The sequence below is a fragment of the Pseudonocardia yuanmonensis genome, from assembly GCF_039542425.1.
GTDB classification, from domain to species: Bacteria; Actinomycetota; Actinomycetes; order Mycobacteriales; family Pseudonocardiaceae; genus Pseudonocardia; species Pseudonocardia yuanmonensis.
The window spans coordinates 12115-27871 of sequence record NZ_BAABIC010000022.1 but is presented as its reverse complement, the minus strand read 5'-3'; the positions used below and the strand labels follow the sequence as shown (position 1 = coordinate 27871).

Annotated in this window: 26 protein-coding genes; 25 read left to right on the top strand and 1 reads right to left on the bottom strand. The window is 70.3% G+C overall.

Annotation, left to right across the window (positions count from 1 at the left end; all coding sequences use genetic code 11):
- The first annotated feature begins 14 nt into the window (after positions 1 to 14).
- The 23 genes from rplB to ABD990_RS26390 all read left to right on the top strand — a co-directional run bounded on the left by rplB (position 15) and on the right by ABD990_RS26390 (position 13572).
- Positions 15 to 848, top strand: a complete 834-nt coding sequence (gene rplB, locus ABD990_RS26500) for a 50S ribosomal protein L2 (RefSeq protein WP_345383468.1) — start codon at positions 15 to 17, stop codon at positions 846 to 848.
- A 15-nt stretch (positions 849 to 863) separates the two neighbouring features.
- Positions 864 to 1145 (top strand): 30S ribosomal protein S19, encoded by a 282-nt coding sequence (gene rpsS, locus ABD990_RS26495; protein WP_020622935.1) that lies wholly within the window; start codon positions 864 to 866, stop codon positions 1143 to 1145.
- Positions 1146 to 1183: 38 nt separating this feature from the next.
- The gene (gene rplV / locus ABD990_RS26490; protein WP_345383467.1) at positions 1184 to 1603 is read left to right on the top strand and encodes a 50S ribosomal protein L22; all 420 of its coding nucleotides are present in this window, start codon (positions 1184 to 1186) and stop codon (positions 1601 to 1603) included.
- Positions 1603 to 2454 carry a 30S ribosomal protein S3 gene (rpsC, locus tag ABD990_RS26485; RefSeq protein ID WP_345383466.1) on the top strand — a complete coding sequence of 284 codons (852 nt, stop codon included), beginning with the start codon at positions 1603 to 1605 and terminating at the stop codon, positions 2452 to 2454. The genes rplV and rpsC overlap by 1 nt, the downstream gene beginning before the upstream one ends.
- 3 nt (positions 2455 to 2457) lie before the next feature.
- The gene (gene rplP, locus ABD990_RS26480) at positions 2458 to 2877 is read left to right on the top strand and encodes a 50S ribosomal protein L16 (RefSeq protein WP_345383465.1); all 420 of its coding nucleotides are present in this window, start codon (positions 2458 to 2460) and stop codon (positions 2875 to 2877) included.
- Positions 2877 to 3113, top strand: coding sequence for a 50S ribosomal protein L29 (gene rpmC, locus ABD990_RS26475; protein WP_037046106.1), 237 nt, complete (start codon positions 2877 to 2879; stop codon positions 3111 to 3113). The genes rplP and rpmC overlap by 1 nt, the downstream gene beginning before the upstream one ends.
- Positions 3110 to 3376, top strand: a complete 267-nt coding sequence (rpsQ, locus tag ABD990_RS26470; protein WP_345383464.1) for a 30S ribosomal protein S17 — start codon at positions 3110 to 3112, stop codon at positions 3374 to 3376. The genes rpmC and rpsQ overlap by 4 nt, the downstream gene beginning before the upstream one ends.
- Entirely contained in the window at positions 3373 to 3741 is a 369-nt protein-coding gene (rplN, locus tag ABD990_RS26465) for a 50S ribosomal protein L14 (RefSeq protein WP_181779537.1), read from the top strand. The genes rpsQ and rplN overlap by 4 nt, the downstream gene beginning before the upstream one ends.
- 3 nt (positions 3742 to 3744) lie before the next feature.
- Positions 3745 to 4074 carry a 50S ribosomal protein L24 gene (gene rplX, locus ABD990_RS26460; RefSeq protein ID WP_345383463.1) on the top strand — a complete coding sequence of 110 codons (330 nt, stop codon included), beginning with the start codon at positions 3745 to 3747 and terminating at the stop codon, positions 4072 to 4074.
- A 1-nt stretch (position 4075) separates the two neighbouring features.
- On the top strand, positions 4076 to 4639 hold the full coding sequence (rplE, locus tag ABD990_RS26455; protein WP_345383462.1) for a 50S ribosomal protein L5: 564 nt from the start codon (positions 4076 to 4078) through the stop codon (positions 4637 to 4639).
- Positions 4640 to 4642: 3 nt separating this feature from the next.
- Positions 4643 to 4828: a type Z 30S ribosomal protein S14 gene (locus ABD990_RS26450; protein WP_345383461.1), complete on the top strand. Its 186-nt coding sequence runs from the start codon at positions 4643 to 4645 to the stop codon at positions 4826 to 4828.
- A gap of 76 nt (positions 4829 to 4904) precedes the next feature.
- A complete protein-coding gene (gene rpsH, locus ABD990_RS26445; RefSeq protein WP_345383460.1) occupies positions 4905 to 5303 on the top strand; it encodes a 30S ribosomal protein S8 in 399 nt (132 codons plus the stop codon).
- A gap of 15 nt (positions 5304 to 5318) precedes the next feature.
- The gene (gene rplF, locus ABD990_RS26440; RefSeq protein WP_345383459.1) at positions 5319 to 5858 is read left to right on the top strand and encodes a 50S ribosomal protein L6; all 540 of its coding nucleotides are present in this window, start codon (positions 5319 to 5321) and stop codon (positions 5856 to 5858) included.
- A 3-nt stretch (positions 5859 to 5861) separates the two neighbouring features.
- Positions 5862 to 6266 (top strand): 50S ribosomal protein L18, encoded by a 405-nt coding sequence (gene rplR / locus ABD990_RS26435; protein WP_345383458.1) that lies wholly within the window; start codon positions 5862 to 5864, stop codon positions 6264 to 6266.
- Positions 6267 to 6297: 31 nt separating this feature from the next.
- The gene (rpsE, locus tag ABD990_RS26430; protein WP_345383457.1) at positions 6298 to 6918 is read left to right on the top strand and encodes a 30S ribosomal protein S5; all 621 of its coding nucleotides are present in this window, start codon (positions 6298 to 6300) and stop codon (positions 6916 to 6918) included.
- Positions 6919 to 6923: 5 nt separating this feature from the next.
- Entirely contained in the window at positions 6924 to 7112 is a 189-nt protein-coding gene (rpmD, locus tag ABD990_RS26425) for a 50S ribosomal protein L30 (protein ID WP_345383562.1), read from the top strand.
- On the top strand, positions 7112 to 7561 hold the full coding sequence (rplO, locus tag ABD990_RS26420) for a 50S ribosomal protein L15 (RefSeq protein WP_345383456.1): 450 nt from the start codon (positions 7112 to 7114) through the stop codon (positions 7559 to 7561). Before rpmD ends, rplO begins: the two co-directional genes overlap by 1 nt.
- A gap of 157 nt (positions 7562 to 7718) precedes the next feature.
- On the top strand, positions 7719 to 9029 hold the full coding sequence (secY, locus tag ABD990_RS26415) for a preprotein translocase subunit SecY (protein ID WP_345383455.1): 1311 nt from the start codon (positions 7719 to 7721) through the stop codon (positions 9027 to 9029).
- 156 nt (positions 9030 to 9185) lie between these two features.
- Positions 9186 to 9737, top strand: coding sequence for an adenylate kinase (locus tag ABD990_RS26410; RefSeq protein ID WP_345383454.1), 552 nt, complete (start codon positions 9186 to 9188; stop codon positions 9735 to 9737).
- Between the two features lie 25 nt (positions 9738 to 9762).
- A complete protein-coding gene (map, locus tag ABD990_RS26405) occupies positions 9763 to 10587 on the top strand; it encodes a type I methionyl aminopeptidase (protein WP_345383453.1) in 825 nt (274 codons plus the stop codon).
- Positions 10588 to 10715: 128 nt separating this feature from the next.
- A complete protein-coding gene (locus ABD990_RS26400; protein WP_345383452.1) occupies positions 10716 to 11828 on the top strand; it encodes a Re/Si-specific NAD(P)(+) transhydrogenase subunit alpha in 1113 nt (370 codons plus the stop codon).
- Complete coding sequence (locus ABD990_RS26395) at positions 11828 to 12181, top strand: NAD(P) transhydrogenase subunit alpha part 2 (protein WP_345383451.1); 354 nt, start codon at positions 11828 to 11830, stop codon at positions 12179 to 12181. The genes ABD990_RS26400 and ABD990_RS26395 overlap by 1 nt, the downstream gene beginning before the upstream one ends.
- An 11-nt stretch (positions 12182 to 12192) precedes the next feature.
- Positions 12193 to 13572 carry an NAD(P)(+) transhydrogenase (Re/Si-specific) subunit beta gene (locus tag ABD990_RS26390; protein WP_345383561.1) on the top strand — a complete coding sequence of 460 codons (1380 nt, stop codon included), beginning with the start codon at positions 12193 to 12195 and terminating at the stop codon, positions 13570 to 13572.
- Between the two features lie 88 nt (positions 13573 to 13660).
- Here the strand turns inward: ABD990_RS26390 and ABD990_RS26385 are convergent, their stop codons facing one another.
- Positions 13661 to 14947, bottom strand: coding sequence for an MFS transporter (locus ABD990_RS26385; protein WP_345383450.1), 1287 nt, complete (start codon positions 14945 to 14947; stop codon positions 13661 to 13663).
- Between the two features lie 270 nt (positions 14948 to 15217).
- Between ABD990_RS26385 and infA the strand changes: the two genes are divergently transcribed.
- Entirely contained in the window at positions 15218 to 15439 is a 222-nt protein-coding gene (gene infA / locus ABD990_RS26380) for a translation initiation factor IF-1 (protein WP_010228514.1), read from the top strand.
- 119 nt (positions 15440 to 15558) lie between these two features.
- Positions 15559 to 15672, top strand: coding sequence for a 50S ribosomal protein L36 (gene rpmJ, locus ABD990_RS26375; protein ID WP_015883600.1), 114 nt, complete (start codon positions 15559 to 15561; stop codon positions 15670 to 15672).
- Positions 15673 to 15757 lie beyond the last annotated feature (85 nt).

Here is a 15757-nt window from a genome sequence, read left to right as displayed (position 1 = left end):
GAGCGAGCTGACCCATGGGTATCCGTAAGTACAAGCCGACGACTCCCGGCCGCCGCGGTTCCAGTGTCTCCGACTTCGCGGAGATCACCCGGTCCACGCCCGAGAAGTCGCTGATCCGCCCGCTGCACAGCAAGGGCGGCCGCAACGCGCACGGCAAGGTCACCACCCGTCACCAGGGCGGCGGCCACAAGCGCGCGTACCGGCTGATCGACTTCCGGCGCAACGACAAGGACGGCGTCCCGGCCAAGGTCGCGCACATCGAGTACGACCCCAACCGGACGTCCCGCATCGCGCTGCTGCACTACGCGGACGGCGAGAAGCGCTACATCCTCGCGCCGGCGCGGCTCAAGCAGGGCGACAAGGTCGAGGCCGGCCCGAAGGCCGACATCAAGGTCGGCAACAACCTGCCGCTGCGCAACATCCCGACCGGCACCGTGGTGCACGCGATCGAGCTCCGCCCCGGCGGCGGCGCGAAGATCGCCCGCTCCGCCGGCTCGAGCGTGCAGCTGGTGGCGAAGGACGGCCCGTACGCGCAGCTGCGCATGCCGTCCGGCGAGATCCGCAACGTCGACGTGCGCTGCCGCGCCACCGTCGGCGAGGTGGGCAACGCCGAGCACTCCAACATCAACTGGGGCAAGGCCGGCCGCATGCGGTGGAAGGGCAAGCGCCCGACCGTCCGCGGTGTCGCCATGAACCCGGTCGACCACCCGCACGGTGGTGGTGAGGGCAAGACCTCGGGTGGCCGCCACCCGGTGAACCCGGCCGGTAAGCCGGAGGGTCGCACCCGCCGCACCAAGCCGTCCGACAAGTTGATCGTCCGCCGGCGCCGTACCGGCAAGAAGCGCTGAGCAGGGAGGTAAGAGATGCCGCGCAGCCTGAAGAAGGGCCCCTTCGTGGACGACCACCTGCTCAAGAAGGTGGACGCCCTCAACGAGTCCGGCAAGAAGACCGTCATCCGGACCTGGTCCCGACGGTCCACCATCATCCCGGACATGATCGGCCACACGATCGCGGTGCACGACGGCCGCAAGCACGTGCCGGTCTTCGTGTCCGACTCGATGGTCGGCCACAAGCTGGGTGAGTTCGCTCCCACCCGCACGTTCCGTGGCCACATCAAGGACGACCGCAAGGCGCGCAGGCGCTGAGGCGGACCGAGTAGCAGCTAGGAGAGGTGGAGCAACGCATGGCTGACACGGCCAGCACCGCCGACGCCGCGCTCGAGCCCGCTCGTGCGCGTGCGAAGGCCCGGTTCGTGCGGATGTCGCCGACGAAGTGCCGGCGCGTCGTGGACCTGGTCCGCGGCCTGCCGGTGAGCGAGGCGCTCGCGATCCTGCGGTACTCGCCGCAGGCCGCCGCCGAGCCGGTGGCCAAGGTCGTGGCGAGCGCCGCGGCCAACGCCGAGAACAACCTCGACCTGGACCCGGAGACCCTCGTGGTCGCCACGGCCATGGTCGACGAGGGCCCGACGCTCAAGCGCATCCGGCCGCGCGCCCAGGGGCGGGCGTACCGGATCCGCAAGCGGACGAGCCACATCACCATCGAGGTCGAGTCCGTGCCGCAGAAGGCCGGCCGCGCCCGTGGTGCGAAGGGGAGGGCCCGCTGATGGGGCAGAAGATCAACCCGCACGGCTTCCGCCTGGGCATCACCACGGACTGGAAGTCGCGCTGGTACGCCGACAAGCAGTACGCGGAGTACGTGAAGGAGGACGTCGAGATCCGTCGCATGCTCTCCAAGGGCATGGAGCGGGCCGGCATCTCCAAGGTCGAGATCGAGCGGACCCGGGACCGCGTGCGGGTGGACATCCACACCGCCCGCCCGGGCATCGTGATCGGGCGCCGCGGCGCCGAGGCCGACCGCATCCGCGGCAACCTCGAGAAGCTGACCAAGAAGCAGGTCCAGCTCAACATCCTCGAGGTCAAGAACTCCGAGTCGGACGCGCAGCTCGTGGCGCAGGGCGTCGCCGAGCAGCTGTCCAACCGCGTGGCCTTCCGCCGCGCGATGCGCAAGGCCATCCAGTCGGCCATGCGCTCGCCGCAGGTGAAGGGCATCCGCGTGCAGTGCTCCGGCCGCCTCGGCGGCGCGGAGATGTCGCGCTCGGAGTTCTACCGCGAGGGTCGCGTCCCGCTGCACACGCTGCGCGCGGACATCGACTACGGCCTGTTCGAGGCCCGGACCACGTTCGGCCGGATCGGCGTGAAGGTCTGGATCTACAAGGGCGACGTCGTCGGCGGCCGCCGGGAGAACGCTCCCGCCGCCGAGGCGCCGGGCCGCGGCCCGCGTCGCGAGCGGCCGGCCCGTCGTCGCTCGGGCGCCTCGGGCACGACCGCGACGAGCACGGACGCCGGGCGCGCCGCCGCCCGCGCCGACGCTCCTGGCAACGAGGGTGGGGTCGCGACGATCGAGGCCGACCAGGCCGCGCAGTCGTCGGGCCAGCAGACCGGTGGGGAGGCCTGAGTCATGCTGATCCCCCGCAAGGTGAAGCACCGCAAGCAGCACCGCCCGCACCGGACGGGGCTGTCGACCGGTGGCACGCGGGTCACGTTCGGTGACTTCGGGATCCAGGCGCTGGAGCCCGCCTACGTCACCAACCGGCAGATCGAGTCGGCGCGTATCGCGATCAACCGGCACATCCGCCGTGGCGGCAAGGTGTGGATCAACGTCTTCCCGGACCGCCCCCTGACCAAGAAGCCCGCCGAGACCCGCATGGGTTCCGGCAAGGGTTCGCCCGAGAAGTGGGTGACCAACGTGAAGCCCGGCCGGGTGCTCTTCGAGATGAGCTACCCGAACGAGGCCACCGCGCGTGAGGCCCTGCGCCGGGCCATCCACAAGCTGCCCATGAAGTGCCGGATCGTGACCCGTGAGGGTGGTGACATCTGATGGCGGCCACCACTGCTGCCGAGCTGCGTGAGCTGACCGACGAGGAGCTCGTGCTGCGGGTCAAGGAGGCCAAGGAGGAGCTGTTCAACCTCCGCTTCCAGATGGCGACCGGGCAGCTGGACAACAACCGGCGGCTGCGTACCGTCCGGCACGACATCGCGCGGATCTACACGGTCATGCGCGAGCGCGAGCTGGGCCTCTCGGCCGCCCCGAGCGACAACGAGGGCGCGGCATGAGCGACAAGAGCACGCGCGGGGAGCGGAAGGTCCGCGAGGGCCTGGTCGTGTCCGACAAGATGGACAAGACGATCGTGGTCACCCTCGAGGACCGCGTGAAGCACCCGCTGTACGGCAAGGTCATCCGGCGGACCAGCAAGGTCAAGGCGCACGACGAGGCCAACACGGCCGGCGTCGGCGACCGCGTCCGGCTGATGGAGACCCGGCCGCTGTCCGCCACCAAGCGGTGGCGGCTGGTCGAGATCCTGGAGAAGGCGAAGTGATCCAGCAGGAGTCGCGGCTGCGCGTCGCCGACAACACCGGTGCCAAGGAGATCCTGTGCATCCGGGTGCTGGGCGGTTCGGCGCGGCGCTACGCGGGGATCGGCGACACGATCGTCGCCACCGTCAAGGACGCGATCCCCGCGGCCGGCGTGAAGCGCGGTGACGTCGTCAAGGCGGTCATCGTGCGCACGGTCAAGGAGAAGCGCCGCCCGGACGGCAGCTACATCCGGTTCGACGAGAACGCCGCGGTCCTGATCAAGGACAACGGCGAGCCGCGGGGGACCCGCATCTTCGGCCCGGTCGGTCGCGAGCTCCGCGACCGGCGGTTCATGAAGATCATCTCCCTCGCTCCGGAGGTGCTCTAGAACATGAAGGTCAAGAAGGGCGACACGGTCCTCGTCATCGCCGGCAAGGACAAGGGCGCGAAGGGCAAGGTCATCCAGGCCTACCCGGACCGCGACCGCGTCCTCGTCGAGGGCGTGAACCGCATCAAGAAGCACACGCGGGTGAGCCAGAACCAGCGGGGCGCGCAGTCCGGCGGGATCGTCACCCAGGAGGCGCCCATCCACGTCTCGAACGTGATGGTCGTCGACTCCGACGGCAACCCGACCCGCGTCGGGAAGAAGCTCGTCGAGTCCGAGGACGGCGGCAAGGCCAGGCGCGTCCGGATCTCCCGCAAGTCCGGGAAGGAGATCTGAGATGACCACTGCCGAGAAGGTCACCCCGCGCCTCAAGCAGCGCTACGTCGACGAGATCAAGGGCGAGCTGCAGAAGCAGTTCTCCTACGGCAACGTCATGCAGATCCCCGGCGTCGTGAAGGTCGTCGTGAACATGGGCGTCGGCGACGCCGCCCGTGACTCGAAGCTGATCGACGGCGCGGTCCGCGACCTGGCCACCATCACCGGCCAGAAGCCGCAGGTCCGCCGGGCCACCAAGTCCATCGCGCAGTTCAAGCTGCGCGAGGGCATGCCGATCGGCGCGAAGGTCACCCTGCGCAACGACCGGATGTGGGAGTTCCTGGACCGGCTGCTGACGATCGCGCTGCCGCGTATCCGCGACTTCCGCGGCCTCTCGCCCAACCAGTTCGACGGGCGGGGCAACTACACGTTCGGTCTCACGGAGCAGTCCATGTTCCACGAGATCGACCCGGACTCGATCGACCGGCCGCGTGGCATGGACATCACCGTCGTGACCACGGCGACCACGGACGAGGAAGGCCGGGCGCTCCTGCGCCAGCTCGGCTTCCCCTTCAAGGAGAACTGAGAGATGGCGAAGAAGGCGCTGGTCATCAAGGCGGCCAAGACCCCCAAGTTCAAGGTCCGCGGCTACACCCGCTGCCAGAAGTGCGGGCGTCCGCGCGCGGTCCTGCGCAAGTTCGGCCTCTGCCGGGTGTGCGTGCGCGAGATGGCGCACGCCGGCGAGCTGCCGGGCGTCAACAAGAGCAGCTGGTAACCACCGAGCTGCAGTTTCGTTCGCCGCAGGCCCCCCGGGAGTACGGGGGGAACCACGGCGGGAAAGAGACACCGACATGACGATGACCGATCCGATCGCAGACATGCTCACGCGTCTGCGGAACGCGAACTCGGCCTATCACGACCGGGTCGTGATGCCGCACTCCAAGCTGAAGGTCGCCATTGCGGAGATCCTGCAGAAGGAGGGCTACATCGCGAGCCACCACACCGAGGACGCCGAGGTCGGCAAGTCCCTGGTGATCGAGCTCAAGTACGGGCGCAACCGCGAGCGCAGCATCGCCGGCCTGCGCCGGGTCTCGAAGCCGGGCCTGCGGGTCTACGCGAAGTCGACCAACCTGCCGCGCGTCCTCGGCGGCCTGGGCATCGCGGTCATCTCGACCAGCCAGGGCCTCCTCACGGACAAGCAGGCCTACCGGAACGGCGTGGGCGGGGAAGTCCTCGCCTACGTCTGGTGAGAAGGGAGTAGAGCGATGTCCCGCATCGGGAAGCTGCCGATCACCGTTCCGTCCGGCGTCGACGTGACCATCGACGGCCGCACGGTCACCGTCAAGGGCCCGAAGGGCACCCTGTCGCACACCGTCATCTCGCCGATCACGGTCGAGCGCGGCGACGACGGCGCGGTCCTGGTCAAGCGGCCGGACGACGAGCGGAAGACCAAGGCCTACCACGGCCTGTCCCGGACGCTCATCAACAACCTCGTCGAGGGCGTCACCAAGGGCTACGAGAAGAAGCTCGAGATCGTCGGCGTCGGTTACCGCGTCGCGCTCAAGGGCAACTCGCTGGAGTTCGCGCTCGGCTTCAGCCACCCCGTCGTCGTCCAGGCGCCGGAGGGCATCACGTTCGCCGTCGAGTCGCCCACCAAGTTCTCGGTGGCCGGCATCGACAAGCAGCTGGTGGGCGAGACCGCGGCGAACATCCGCAAGATCCGCAAGCCGGAGCCCTACAAGGGCAAGGGCGTGCGGTACGCCGGCGAGAACGTCCGCCGCAAGGTCGGGAAGACGGGTAAGTAAGCCATGGCCGACACGATTTCTGCGAACGCGAAGAAGCGCACCGCCTCGCGGGTGTCCGCCACCCGCCGCAAGGGGCTGGCCCGCCGGCACGCCCGGCTGCGCAAGAAGATCAGCGGGACGCCGGCGCGTCCGCGGCTGGCGGTCAAGCGCAGCTCGCGCCACGTGCACGTGCAGCTGATCGACGACGTCGCGGGCCACACGCTGGCCTCCGCCTCGTCGCTCGACGCCGACGTGCGTGCGCTCGAGGGCGACAAGAAGGCCAAGGCCGCCAAGGTCGGCGAGCTCATCGCCGACCGGGCCAAGGCCGCCGGCGTCGAGGCCGTCGTGTTCGACCACGGTGGCTTCGGCTACCACGGCCGGATCGCGGCGCTGGCCGACGCCGCCCGCGAGGGAGGCCTGAAGTTCTGATGCAGACCAACGAGATGGAAGGGACCGTCTGATGCCGGGACGTACGCGGCGCGAGGGCGGTGGCCCGGGCGGTAACGACCGCCGGGACCGCCGCGACGGTGGCCGTGGCGGGGCGGCCCAGGACAAGACCCCGTACATCGAGCGACTCGTCACGATCAACCGCGTGGCCAAGGTCGTGAAGGGTGGTCGTCGCTTCAGCTTCACCGCCCTCATGATCGTCGGCGACGGCGACGGCCTGGTCGGCGTGGGCTACGGCAAGGCCAAGGAGGTGCCGGCCGCGATCGCCAAGGGTGTCGAGGAGGCGAAGAAGAACTTCTTCCGCGTCCCCCGCATCGGCGGCACGATCGTGCACCGCGTCCAGGGCGAGGCGGCCGCGGGCGTGGTCATGCTCCGCCCGGCCAGCCCCGGTACCGGTGTCATCGCCGGCGGCCCGGTGCGCGCCGTCCTGGAGTGCGCGGGCATCCACGACGTCCTGTCGAAGTCGCTGGGCAGCGACAACGCGATCAACATCGTGCACGCCACGGTGGACGCGCTGAAGCAGATCCAGCGGCCCGAGGAGGTGGCGGCCCGTCGCGGTCTGCCGCTCGAGGACGTCGCGCCCGCCCAGATGCTGCGGGCCCGCGCCGAGGCCGCCCAGGCTGCGAGGGCGTGAGCACCATGGCCGACAAGAAGCTGAAGGTCACGCAGGTCCGCTCCGCCATCGGCGGCAAGGCGAACCAGCGTGAGTCGCTGAAGGCCCTCGGCCTGCGCAAGATCCGCCAGTCCCAGGAGTGGCCGGACACGCAGCAGGTCCGTGGACTCATCAACACCGTGCGTCACCTGGTGACCGTGGAGGAGGTGTCCTGATGAGCGAGACGATCAAGGTTCACCACCTGCGGCCGGCGCCCGGCGCCAAGACCGCGAAGACCCGTGTCGGTCGCGGTGAGGGCAGCAAGGGCAAGACCGCCGGTCGCGGTACCAAGGGCACGAAGGCCCGCAAGACCGTGCCGTCCGCCTTCGAGGGCGGGCAGATGCCGCTGCACATGCGGCTGCCCAAGCTCAAGGGCTTCAAGAACCGGTTCCGGACCGAGTACCAGGTCGTGAACGTCGGCGACCTGGCCACCCTGTTCCCGCAGGGCGGCGAGGTGACCCCCGAGGCCCTCGCCGAGGCCGGCGCCGTCCGCAAGGGCAAGCCGGTCAAGGTCCTCGGCACCGGGGACCTCGACGGTGTGGCACTCACCGTCAGCGCCCACGCCTTCTCCGGCTCCGCCAAGGAGAAGATCGCGGCCGCGGGTGGCACCGCCACCGAGCTCTGACCTGTCCACGACAGGGCTTCACCCGGCGACGCCGTCCGAGCGGCCCGCCCCCGGCGAGGGGCGGCCGAGCGGGCGGCGTCGTCGCTGTTAGAGTCGTCTTCCGCCCAGGCCGTCGACGCACGGACCGTGCGGGCAGCAGACCAGGAGGATCACCGAGGTGCTCAGCGCTTTCCGGGCGGCCCTCACGACCCCGGATCTCCGGAAGAAGATCCTCTTCACCCTCGGGGTCGTGGCCGTCTACCGGCTCGGGGCGAACATCCCGTCGCCCGGCGTGTCCTACCCGAACGTGCAGGAGTGCATCCGGCAGGTCGAGGGCAGCGACAACGCGGGCATCTACTCGCTCATCAACCTGTTCTCGGGCGGCGCGCTCCTGCAGCTGTCGATCCTGGCCCTCGGGATCATGCCGTACATCACGGCGTCGATCATCATCCAGCTGCTCACCGTGGTCATCCCGCGGTTCGAGGTGCTGAAGAAGGAGGGCCAGTCCGGGCAGGCCAAGCTCACGCAGTACACCCGCTACCTCACGATCGCGCTGGCGATCCTGCAGGCCACGGGGATCGTGGCGCTGGCCGACCGCGGCGCGCTGCTGGGCAACTGCGACCGGCCGATCATCCCGGACTCGAACGTCTTCTCCCTGGCGATCATCGTCATCGTCATGACGGCGGGCACGGCGATCGTCATGTGGCTGGGCGAGCAGGTCACGGAGAAGGGCATCGGCAACGGCATGTCGTTGCTGATCTTCGCCTCGATCGCGCACCGGATCCCGGCCGAGGGCAAGAACATCCTCGACAACGGCGGCCCGCTGGTCTTCGCGGGCGTCTGCGTGTTCGGCCTCGCCATCATCGTCAGCGTCGTGTTCGTCGAGCAGGGCCAGCGCCGCATCCCGGTGCAGTACGCCAAGCGCATGGTCGGGCGGCGGATGTACGGCGGCACGTCCACGTACCTGCCGCTGAAGGTGAACCAGGCCGGCGTCATCCCGGTGATCTTCGGCAGCTCGCTGCTGTACCTGCCGGACCTCGTCTCCCGGCTGCTCGGCAACGAGGGCGGTGCCTTCCAGCAGTTCGTCCAGACCTACCTGGTCGACCAGTCCAACTGGTTGCACATCACCCTGTACGTCGCGCTGATCATCTTCTTCACGTACTTCTACGTCGGCATCACCTTCAACCCGGAGGAACGGGCCGACGAGATGAAGAAGTTCGGGGGCTTCATCCCGGGCATCCGACCGGGCCGCCCGACGGCCGAGTACCTGAACTTCGTGCTCAGCCGCATCACCCTGCCGGGATCGCTCTACCTGGGCATCATCGCCGTCCTGCCGAACTTCTTCCTCGGTATCACGGGCAGCGGGCAGAACCAGAACTTCCCCTTCGGCGGCACCGCCGTACTGATCATGGTCGGGGTCGGGCTGGACACCGTGAAGCAGATCGAGAGCCAGCTGATGCAGCGGAACTACGAGGGTTTCCTGCGTTAGAGTCGGTGCAGAGGGCCTTGTTCGACGGGCCGTCGAAGATGCAGTATCGACGCCTCGGCGAACGGGCCCTCCAGCCCGACGGTCCCGCCGGGGGTCACCTCGTTCGTCGCCGGAGCAGGCGGCAGAGCAGAAGAGAGCAGGGAGGTCGGGTTCCAAGTGCGACTCGTTCTTGTCGGTCCGCCGGGCGCGGGTAAGGGGACGCAGGCCGAGCGCCTGGCCCAGCAGCTGGACGTCCCCCACATCTCGACGGGGGACCTGTTCCGGGCGAACCTGAAGGACGAGACGCCGCTCGGCCTCGAGGCGAAGTCGTACATGGATGCCGGCAACCTCGTGCCGGACTCCGTCACCGTCGCGATGGTGAAGGACCGCCTCGCGGACCCGGACGCCGCGAAGGGCTTCATCCTCGACGGCTTCCCGCGGACGGTGCCGCAGGCGGACGCGCTCTCCGGGATCCTGGCCGAGTACGGTGTCGAGCTCGACGCCGTCGTCGAGTTCCAGGTGGACGACGAGGTCGTCGTGCAGCGGCTGCTCGGCCGCGGTCGGTCGGACGACAACGAAGAGGTCATCCGCAACCGGCAGCAGGTGTACCGGGACGAGACGGCCCCGCTGCTGCGCTACTACGCGGACCGGCTCGTCACGGTCGACGCCGTCGGCGAGGTCCCCGAGATCACCGACCGGGTGACCAGCGCACTCGAGGCACGCAAGTAACGGACGCGATCGACGGGAGGCCCGCATGACCGGCAGGAAGGGCGGCGTGCGCGGCGCGATCGCACGGCTGCGGGGGCGGGACATCGAGCTCAAGGATCCGGCCGAGATCGAGGCCATGCGGGCGGCGGGCGCCGTGGTGGCCGCCGCGCTGGCGGCGGTCGCCGACCTCGCCAAGCCGGGGGTCTCCACGGCCGAGCTGGACGCGCTGGCGGAGCAGGTCATCCGCGACGCCGGCGCCGTTCCCTCCTTCAAGGGCTACCACGGGTTCCCGGCGAGCATCTGCGCGTCGGTGAACGAGCAGATCGTCCACGGCATCCCGTCGCCGACCCAGGTGCTGGCCGACGGGGACCTGGTGTCGGTGGACTGCGGCGCGATCCTCGACGGCTGGCACGGCGACTCCGCCGTCACGCTGGCCGTCGGGGAGGTCTCGCCCGCGCACCTCGCGCTGTCCAAGGCGTGCGAGGGCGCGATGTGGGCGGGGATCGAGGCCGTGCGGCCCGGCGGCCGGCTCACGGACATCTCCTACGCGATCCAGGAGGCCTGCCGCGCCGCCGCGGTCGCGGACCGGGCGGACTACGGGATCGTCGCCGAGTACGGCGGGCACGGCATCGGCACGTCGATGCACATGGACCCGTTCCTCCCCAACCACGGCGAGCCGGGGCACGGCCCCAGGCTCCGCCCCGGGATGGCCCTCGCGATCGAGCCGATGCTCACCGCGGGCGACCCGGAGACCCGCGAGCTCGAGGACGGCTGGACCGTCGTGACCGAGCACGGCGGGCGGGCCGTGCACTGGGAGCACACCGTCGCCGTCACCGAGGACGGCTACAGCGTCCTCACCCTCCCCGCCTGACCCCAGCCCCCGGCCTCCCGCCCGGTTCCGGCCCCGCGGTCCGGTCGGCCGGGAACCGCCCGGTCGGGCAGGGTCTCGTAATGATCCGGAGAGGACCTTTCCGCGCTCCGCTGGACTAGGTTCCTCGCATGAGTGCTGATGCCGCAGAGCAGCGGCCCCCGGGAGCGACCGTGGGCGTGCCCCGCGAGTCGGGCTCCGGTGAGCGTCGCGTCGCGCTGGTGCCGAAGGTCGTGGAGCGACTCCGGTCGAAGAACGTGTCGGTGGTCGTCGAGTCCGGGGCCGGGCTGGGCGCCCTGATCCCCGACGAGCTGTACGTCGAGGCGGGCGCGACCATCGGCGACCCGTGGTCGTGCGACGTGGTCGTGAAGGTCGCCCCGCCGACGGCGGAGGAGATCGGCCGGCTCCGCCCGGGTTCCACGCTGATCGGCTTCCTCGCCCCGCTGACGTCACCCGACACGACCGCGGCGCTGCGCGAGGCCGGGGTCACGGCGTTCGCGATGGAGTCGATCCCGCGGATCTCGCGGGCGCAGTCGATGGACGCGCTGTCCTCGCAGGCGAACGTGGCCGGCTACAAGGCGGTGCTGCTCGCGGCGGAGCGCTCGACCCGGTTCTTCCCGATGCTGACCACGGCAGCGGGCACGGTGAAGCCGGCGACCGCGCTGGTCCTCGGCGTGGGCGTGGCCGGGCTGCAGGCGTTGGCCACGGCGAAGCGGCTCGGCGCCCGCACCACCGGCTACGACGTGCGCCCGGAGGTGGCCGACCAGGTGCGCTCCCTGGGGGCGCAGTGGCTGGACCTGGGCATCGACGCGGCCGGCGAGGGCGGCTACGCCCGCGAGCTGACCGAGGCGGAGCGGGCCGAGCAGCAGAAGCGGCTCGAGGAGGCCATCACCGGCTTCGACGTCGTGATCACCACGGCGCTGGTGCCCGGGCGCACGGCACCGACCCTGGTCACGGCGAAGGCGGTGGAGGGGATGAAGCCCGGCAGCGTCGTCGTCGACCTGGCGGGGGAGGCCGGCGGCAACTGCGAGCTCACCGAGCCGGGCGAGGTCGTCGTCAAGCACGACGTCACCATCGCCTCGCCGCTGAACCTGCCGGCCGGGATGCCCGAGCACGCGTCGGAGCTCTACGCCCGCAACGTCTCGGCCCTGCTCGAACTGATGCTCGACGACGGCGGCGCCGTGGCGCCGGACTGGTCGGACGAGGTCCTGGCGAAGTCCTGCGTGACGCGAGAGGCGGAGTGATGCAGAGCGGGTCCCTGCTGGCGAACATCGCGATCCTGGTGCTGGCCGGGTTCGTCGGGTTCGCGGTCATCTCGAAGGTGCCGAACACGCTGCACACGCCGCTGATGTCCGGCACGAACGCGATCCACGGGATCGTGCTGCTCGGCGGGCTGATCGTGCTCGGCGAGCTGGAGAACCCGTCGGTGCTCGACGCGGTCATCCTGGTCGTGGCGATCGCCTTCGGCATGATCAACGTGGTCGGTGGTTTCCTGGTCACCGACCGGATGCTGGGCATGTTCAAGGCCAAGCCCGCCGAGAAGGTGTCGGCCGGCGAGTCCGAGGGTGCTTCGGGCAACGGCCGGGTGAAGCGGTGAACGCGGCGCTGCTGGACGTCCTCGTCCCGATCCTCTACATCATCGCGTTCGCCCTGTTCATCTACGGTCTGATGGGCCTGACGGGGCCGAAGACGGCGGTGCGCGGCAACAAGATCGCCGCGTTCGGCATGCTGATCGCGGTCGTCGCAACGCTGCTGCGGGTGCACCACAACTGGCTGCTGATCGTGATCGGCCTGGTCGTCGGCGCCGTGCTGGGCGTGCCGTCGGCGCGGCAGGTGAAGATGACCGCGATGCCGCAGATGGTGGCGCTGTTCAACGGCGTCGGCGGCGGGGCGGTCGCGCTCATCGCCTGGTCGGAGTTCCGCACGTCCGACGGCTTCCTCGACACCGCGACCTACGTCGTCGTCGCCTCGCTGTTCGCCGCGATCGTCGGCTCGGTGTCCTTCTGGGGCTCGCTGATCGCCTTCGGCAAGCTGCAGGAGATCCTGCCGGGCCGGCCGATGGGGCTGGGCAGGGCGCAGCAGGCCGTCAACGCGCTGCTCCTCGTCGCCGCGATCGCCTGCGCGGTGGTCGCCGGGCTCGGCGGGGTGCCCCAGCTGTGGATCATCCTCGTGCTGGTGCTGGCCGCCGTGCTCGGCGTGATGGTGGTGCTGCCGATCGGCGGCGCGGACATGCCCGTGGTGATCTCGTTGCTCAACGCGCTGACCGGGCTCTCGGCGGCGGCCGCCGGCCTCGCGCTGGACAACACGGCGATGATCGTGGCCGGCATGATCGTCGGCGCCTCCGGTTCGATCCTGACCAACCAGATGGCCGTGGCGATGAACCGGACCATCCCGGCCATCGTCGCCGGCGGGTTCGGCGGCACGGCGCTGGCCGCGTCGGACGACGGCGTGGAGCGGACCGTGAAGTCGACCTCGGCCTCGGACGCGGCGATCCAGATGGCGTACGCGTCGCAGGTGATCGTGGTGCCGGGCTACGGGATGGCGGTCGCCCAGGCCCAGCACGCGGTCAAGGACATGGCCAAGCTGCTCGAGGCGAAGGGCGTGGAGGTCAAGTACGCCATCCACCCCGTCGCCGGCCGCATGCCGGGGCACATGAACGTGCTGCTGGCCGAGGCGGACGTCGCCTACGACGCGCTCAAGGAGATGGACGAGATCAACGACGAGTTCGCCCGCACTGACGTCACGCTCGTCATCGGGGCCAACGACGTCACCAACCCGGCGGCGCGCAACGACCCCAGCTCGCCCATCCACGGCATGCCGATCCTCAACGTCGACGAGTCGCGCACCGTCATCGTGCTCAAGCGCTCGATGAACAGCGGCTTCGCCGGCATCGACAATCCGCTCTTCTACGCCGAGCGCACCTCGATGCTCTTCGGCGACGCCAAGAAGTCCGTCATGGAGGTGACCGAGGAGCTCAAGGCCCTCTGACCCTCGGCACGACCGGCACTCTCGCTCAGTAGGTATGAGCGAGAGTGCCGTTCGCTCAGTAGGAGTGAGCGGGAGTGCCGATCGCTCCTCAGGTGGGGGTCGGGGCGGGGTCGAGGGGGTGGGCGAGCTCGTCGCGGTGCAGGCGCCAGCCCACGATCGCGGCCACCGCGAGCAGCACGGGCGCCAGGCCGGCGACGGCGAAGGTGGCCGGGATGCCGATCGTCTCGCCGACCGGCCCGGCCAGCGCGGTGGAGACCGGCATCAGGGCCAGCGAGACGAAGAAGTCCAGGCTCGAGACCCGGCCGAGCAGGTGCGGCGGGACGCGGCGCTGCAGCAGCGTCCCCCAGATCACCATGGCCGCGCCGTGCGCCGCCCCGACCACGCCGACGATCGCGCCCATGACCCACAACCGGTTCGTGAACCCGATGGCGGCCAGCGGCACCCCGCCGACGCCCCACAGCAGGATCATGAGCGTGAGGTACCGGCGCGGCATCCGGCCGGCCGAGGCGATCAGCGACCCGGCCGCGCCGCCCAGCCCGAACGCGGCCAGGACCAGCGCGTACCCGCCCGGTCCGCTCGCCGTCTGATCGCGGACGGCGAAGGGCAGCAGCACCTCGATCGGGCCGATCACCACCAGCACCAGCAGCACCGCGAAGGCGAGTGTGGCGAAGAGCCAGCCGGTGCGCAGCAGGTAGGCGAAGCCCTCGCGCAGGTCCGCGAGCACCGAGCTGCGTTCGCGCTCCTCGTCGACCGAGAGCGGCACCCGCATGGCCAGCAGGGGTAGCAGGGCGAGCAGGTACCCCGCGGCCGCACCGCCCAGCGCGACACCCGGACCGAACGCGGCGACCAGGCCGCCGGCCAGCGCCGGGCCGGCGGCGTACATGGCGACCGGTCGCAGGACGCCCTCGAGACCGTTGGCGGCCAGCAGCTCGTCGGCCGGCAGCAGGGTCGGCAGGATCGCCGAGTACGCCGGGTAGAAGAAGGCCTCGGCCGCACCGACCACGAACGCGATCAGGGCCAGGTGCCACAGCCGCAGGCCGCCGGTCACCGCCAGCGCGGCGGCGAGGCCGGCCATCACGAGCCGGACGGTCTCGACCAGCCGGAGCAGCAGCCGTCGGGAGACCCGGTCGGCCGCCACCCCGCCCAGCAGCACGCTCGTCAGCAGCCCGGTGGCCGCGGCCGCGGAGACCAGGGACAGGTCGGACGGCCCGCCGCCCAGGGCGATCACCTGGTAGACCAGCGCGACGATCCACAGCCCGCTCGCGAACAGCGACGCGGCCATCGACGCCGCGAGCATGCCGTAGTCGCGGTGCCGGAAGGGCCGCAGCGGCCGCGGCAGGCGGCGCTGCGGGACGGATGCCGAACCGGTGCTCACAGGGCATACTGGAGCACCTGCACCGGGGTTCAGGTCAACCGGATTGCGGACGAAGCGGACAGCGGCGCGGGGCCGGGCGGCCCCGCGCGCGTACCCCATGTGCCGGTGCCTGTAAAGCACACGTACACTGGGTCCTCGGCGCGCCGTGTGGCGCCGGTTCCGGTCGTGCGCATCCGCACCCTTCGGTCCCGTCCCCGCCCCGTGGTGCGCCTGCGGTACCAGCAGTACAGCACGACGAAGCACAGTCACCTGTCACGGAACGCGGAGGACATGGCCAAGAAGGACGGGGCGATCGAGGTCGAGGGCCGGGTCGTCGAACCCCTGCCGAACGCGATGTTCCGCGTGGAGCTGGAGAACGGGCACCGGGTCCTCGCGCACATCAGCGGGAAGATGCGGCAGCACTACATCCGGATCCTCCCCGAGGACCGGGTGGTCGTGGAGCTCTCTCCCTACGACCTCTCCCGCGGCCGCATCGTCTACCGCTACAAGTGAACATCCGGGGGCTCCGCCCCCGGAACCCCCCGATCTGTGGTCACCACAGCGAGGACGGGCAGGAAAAAAGATCCCGCCGGGAAGGCTCCGCCTCCCGGCAGACAGCAGAAGGACCGGACGTGAAGGTCAAGCCGAGCGTCAAGCCGATCTGCGACAAGTGCAAGGTGATCCGCCGTCACGGGCGGGTCATGGTGATCTGCGAGAACCTGCGCCACAAGCAGCGCCAGGGCTGATCACCGCGCTCGTCGCGGAGGAGCGTTAGCTCACCAGAGGAACCCGACGGACCTGCCGCGCCGGTCGAGGCGCGGTGACACCCCC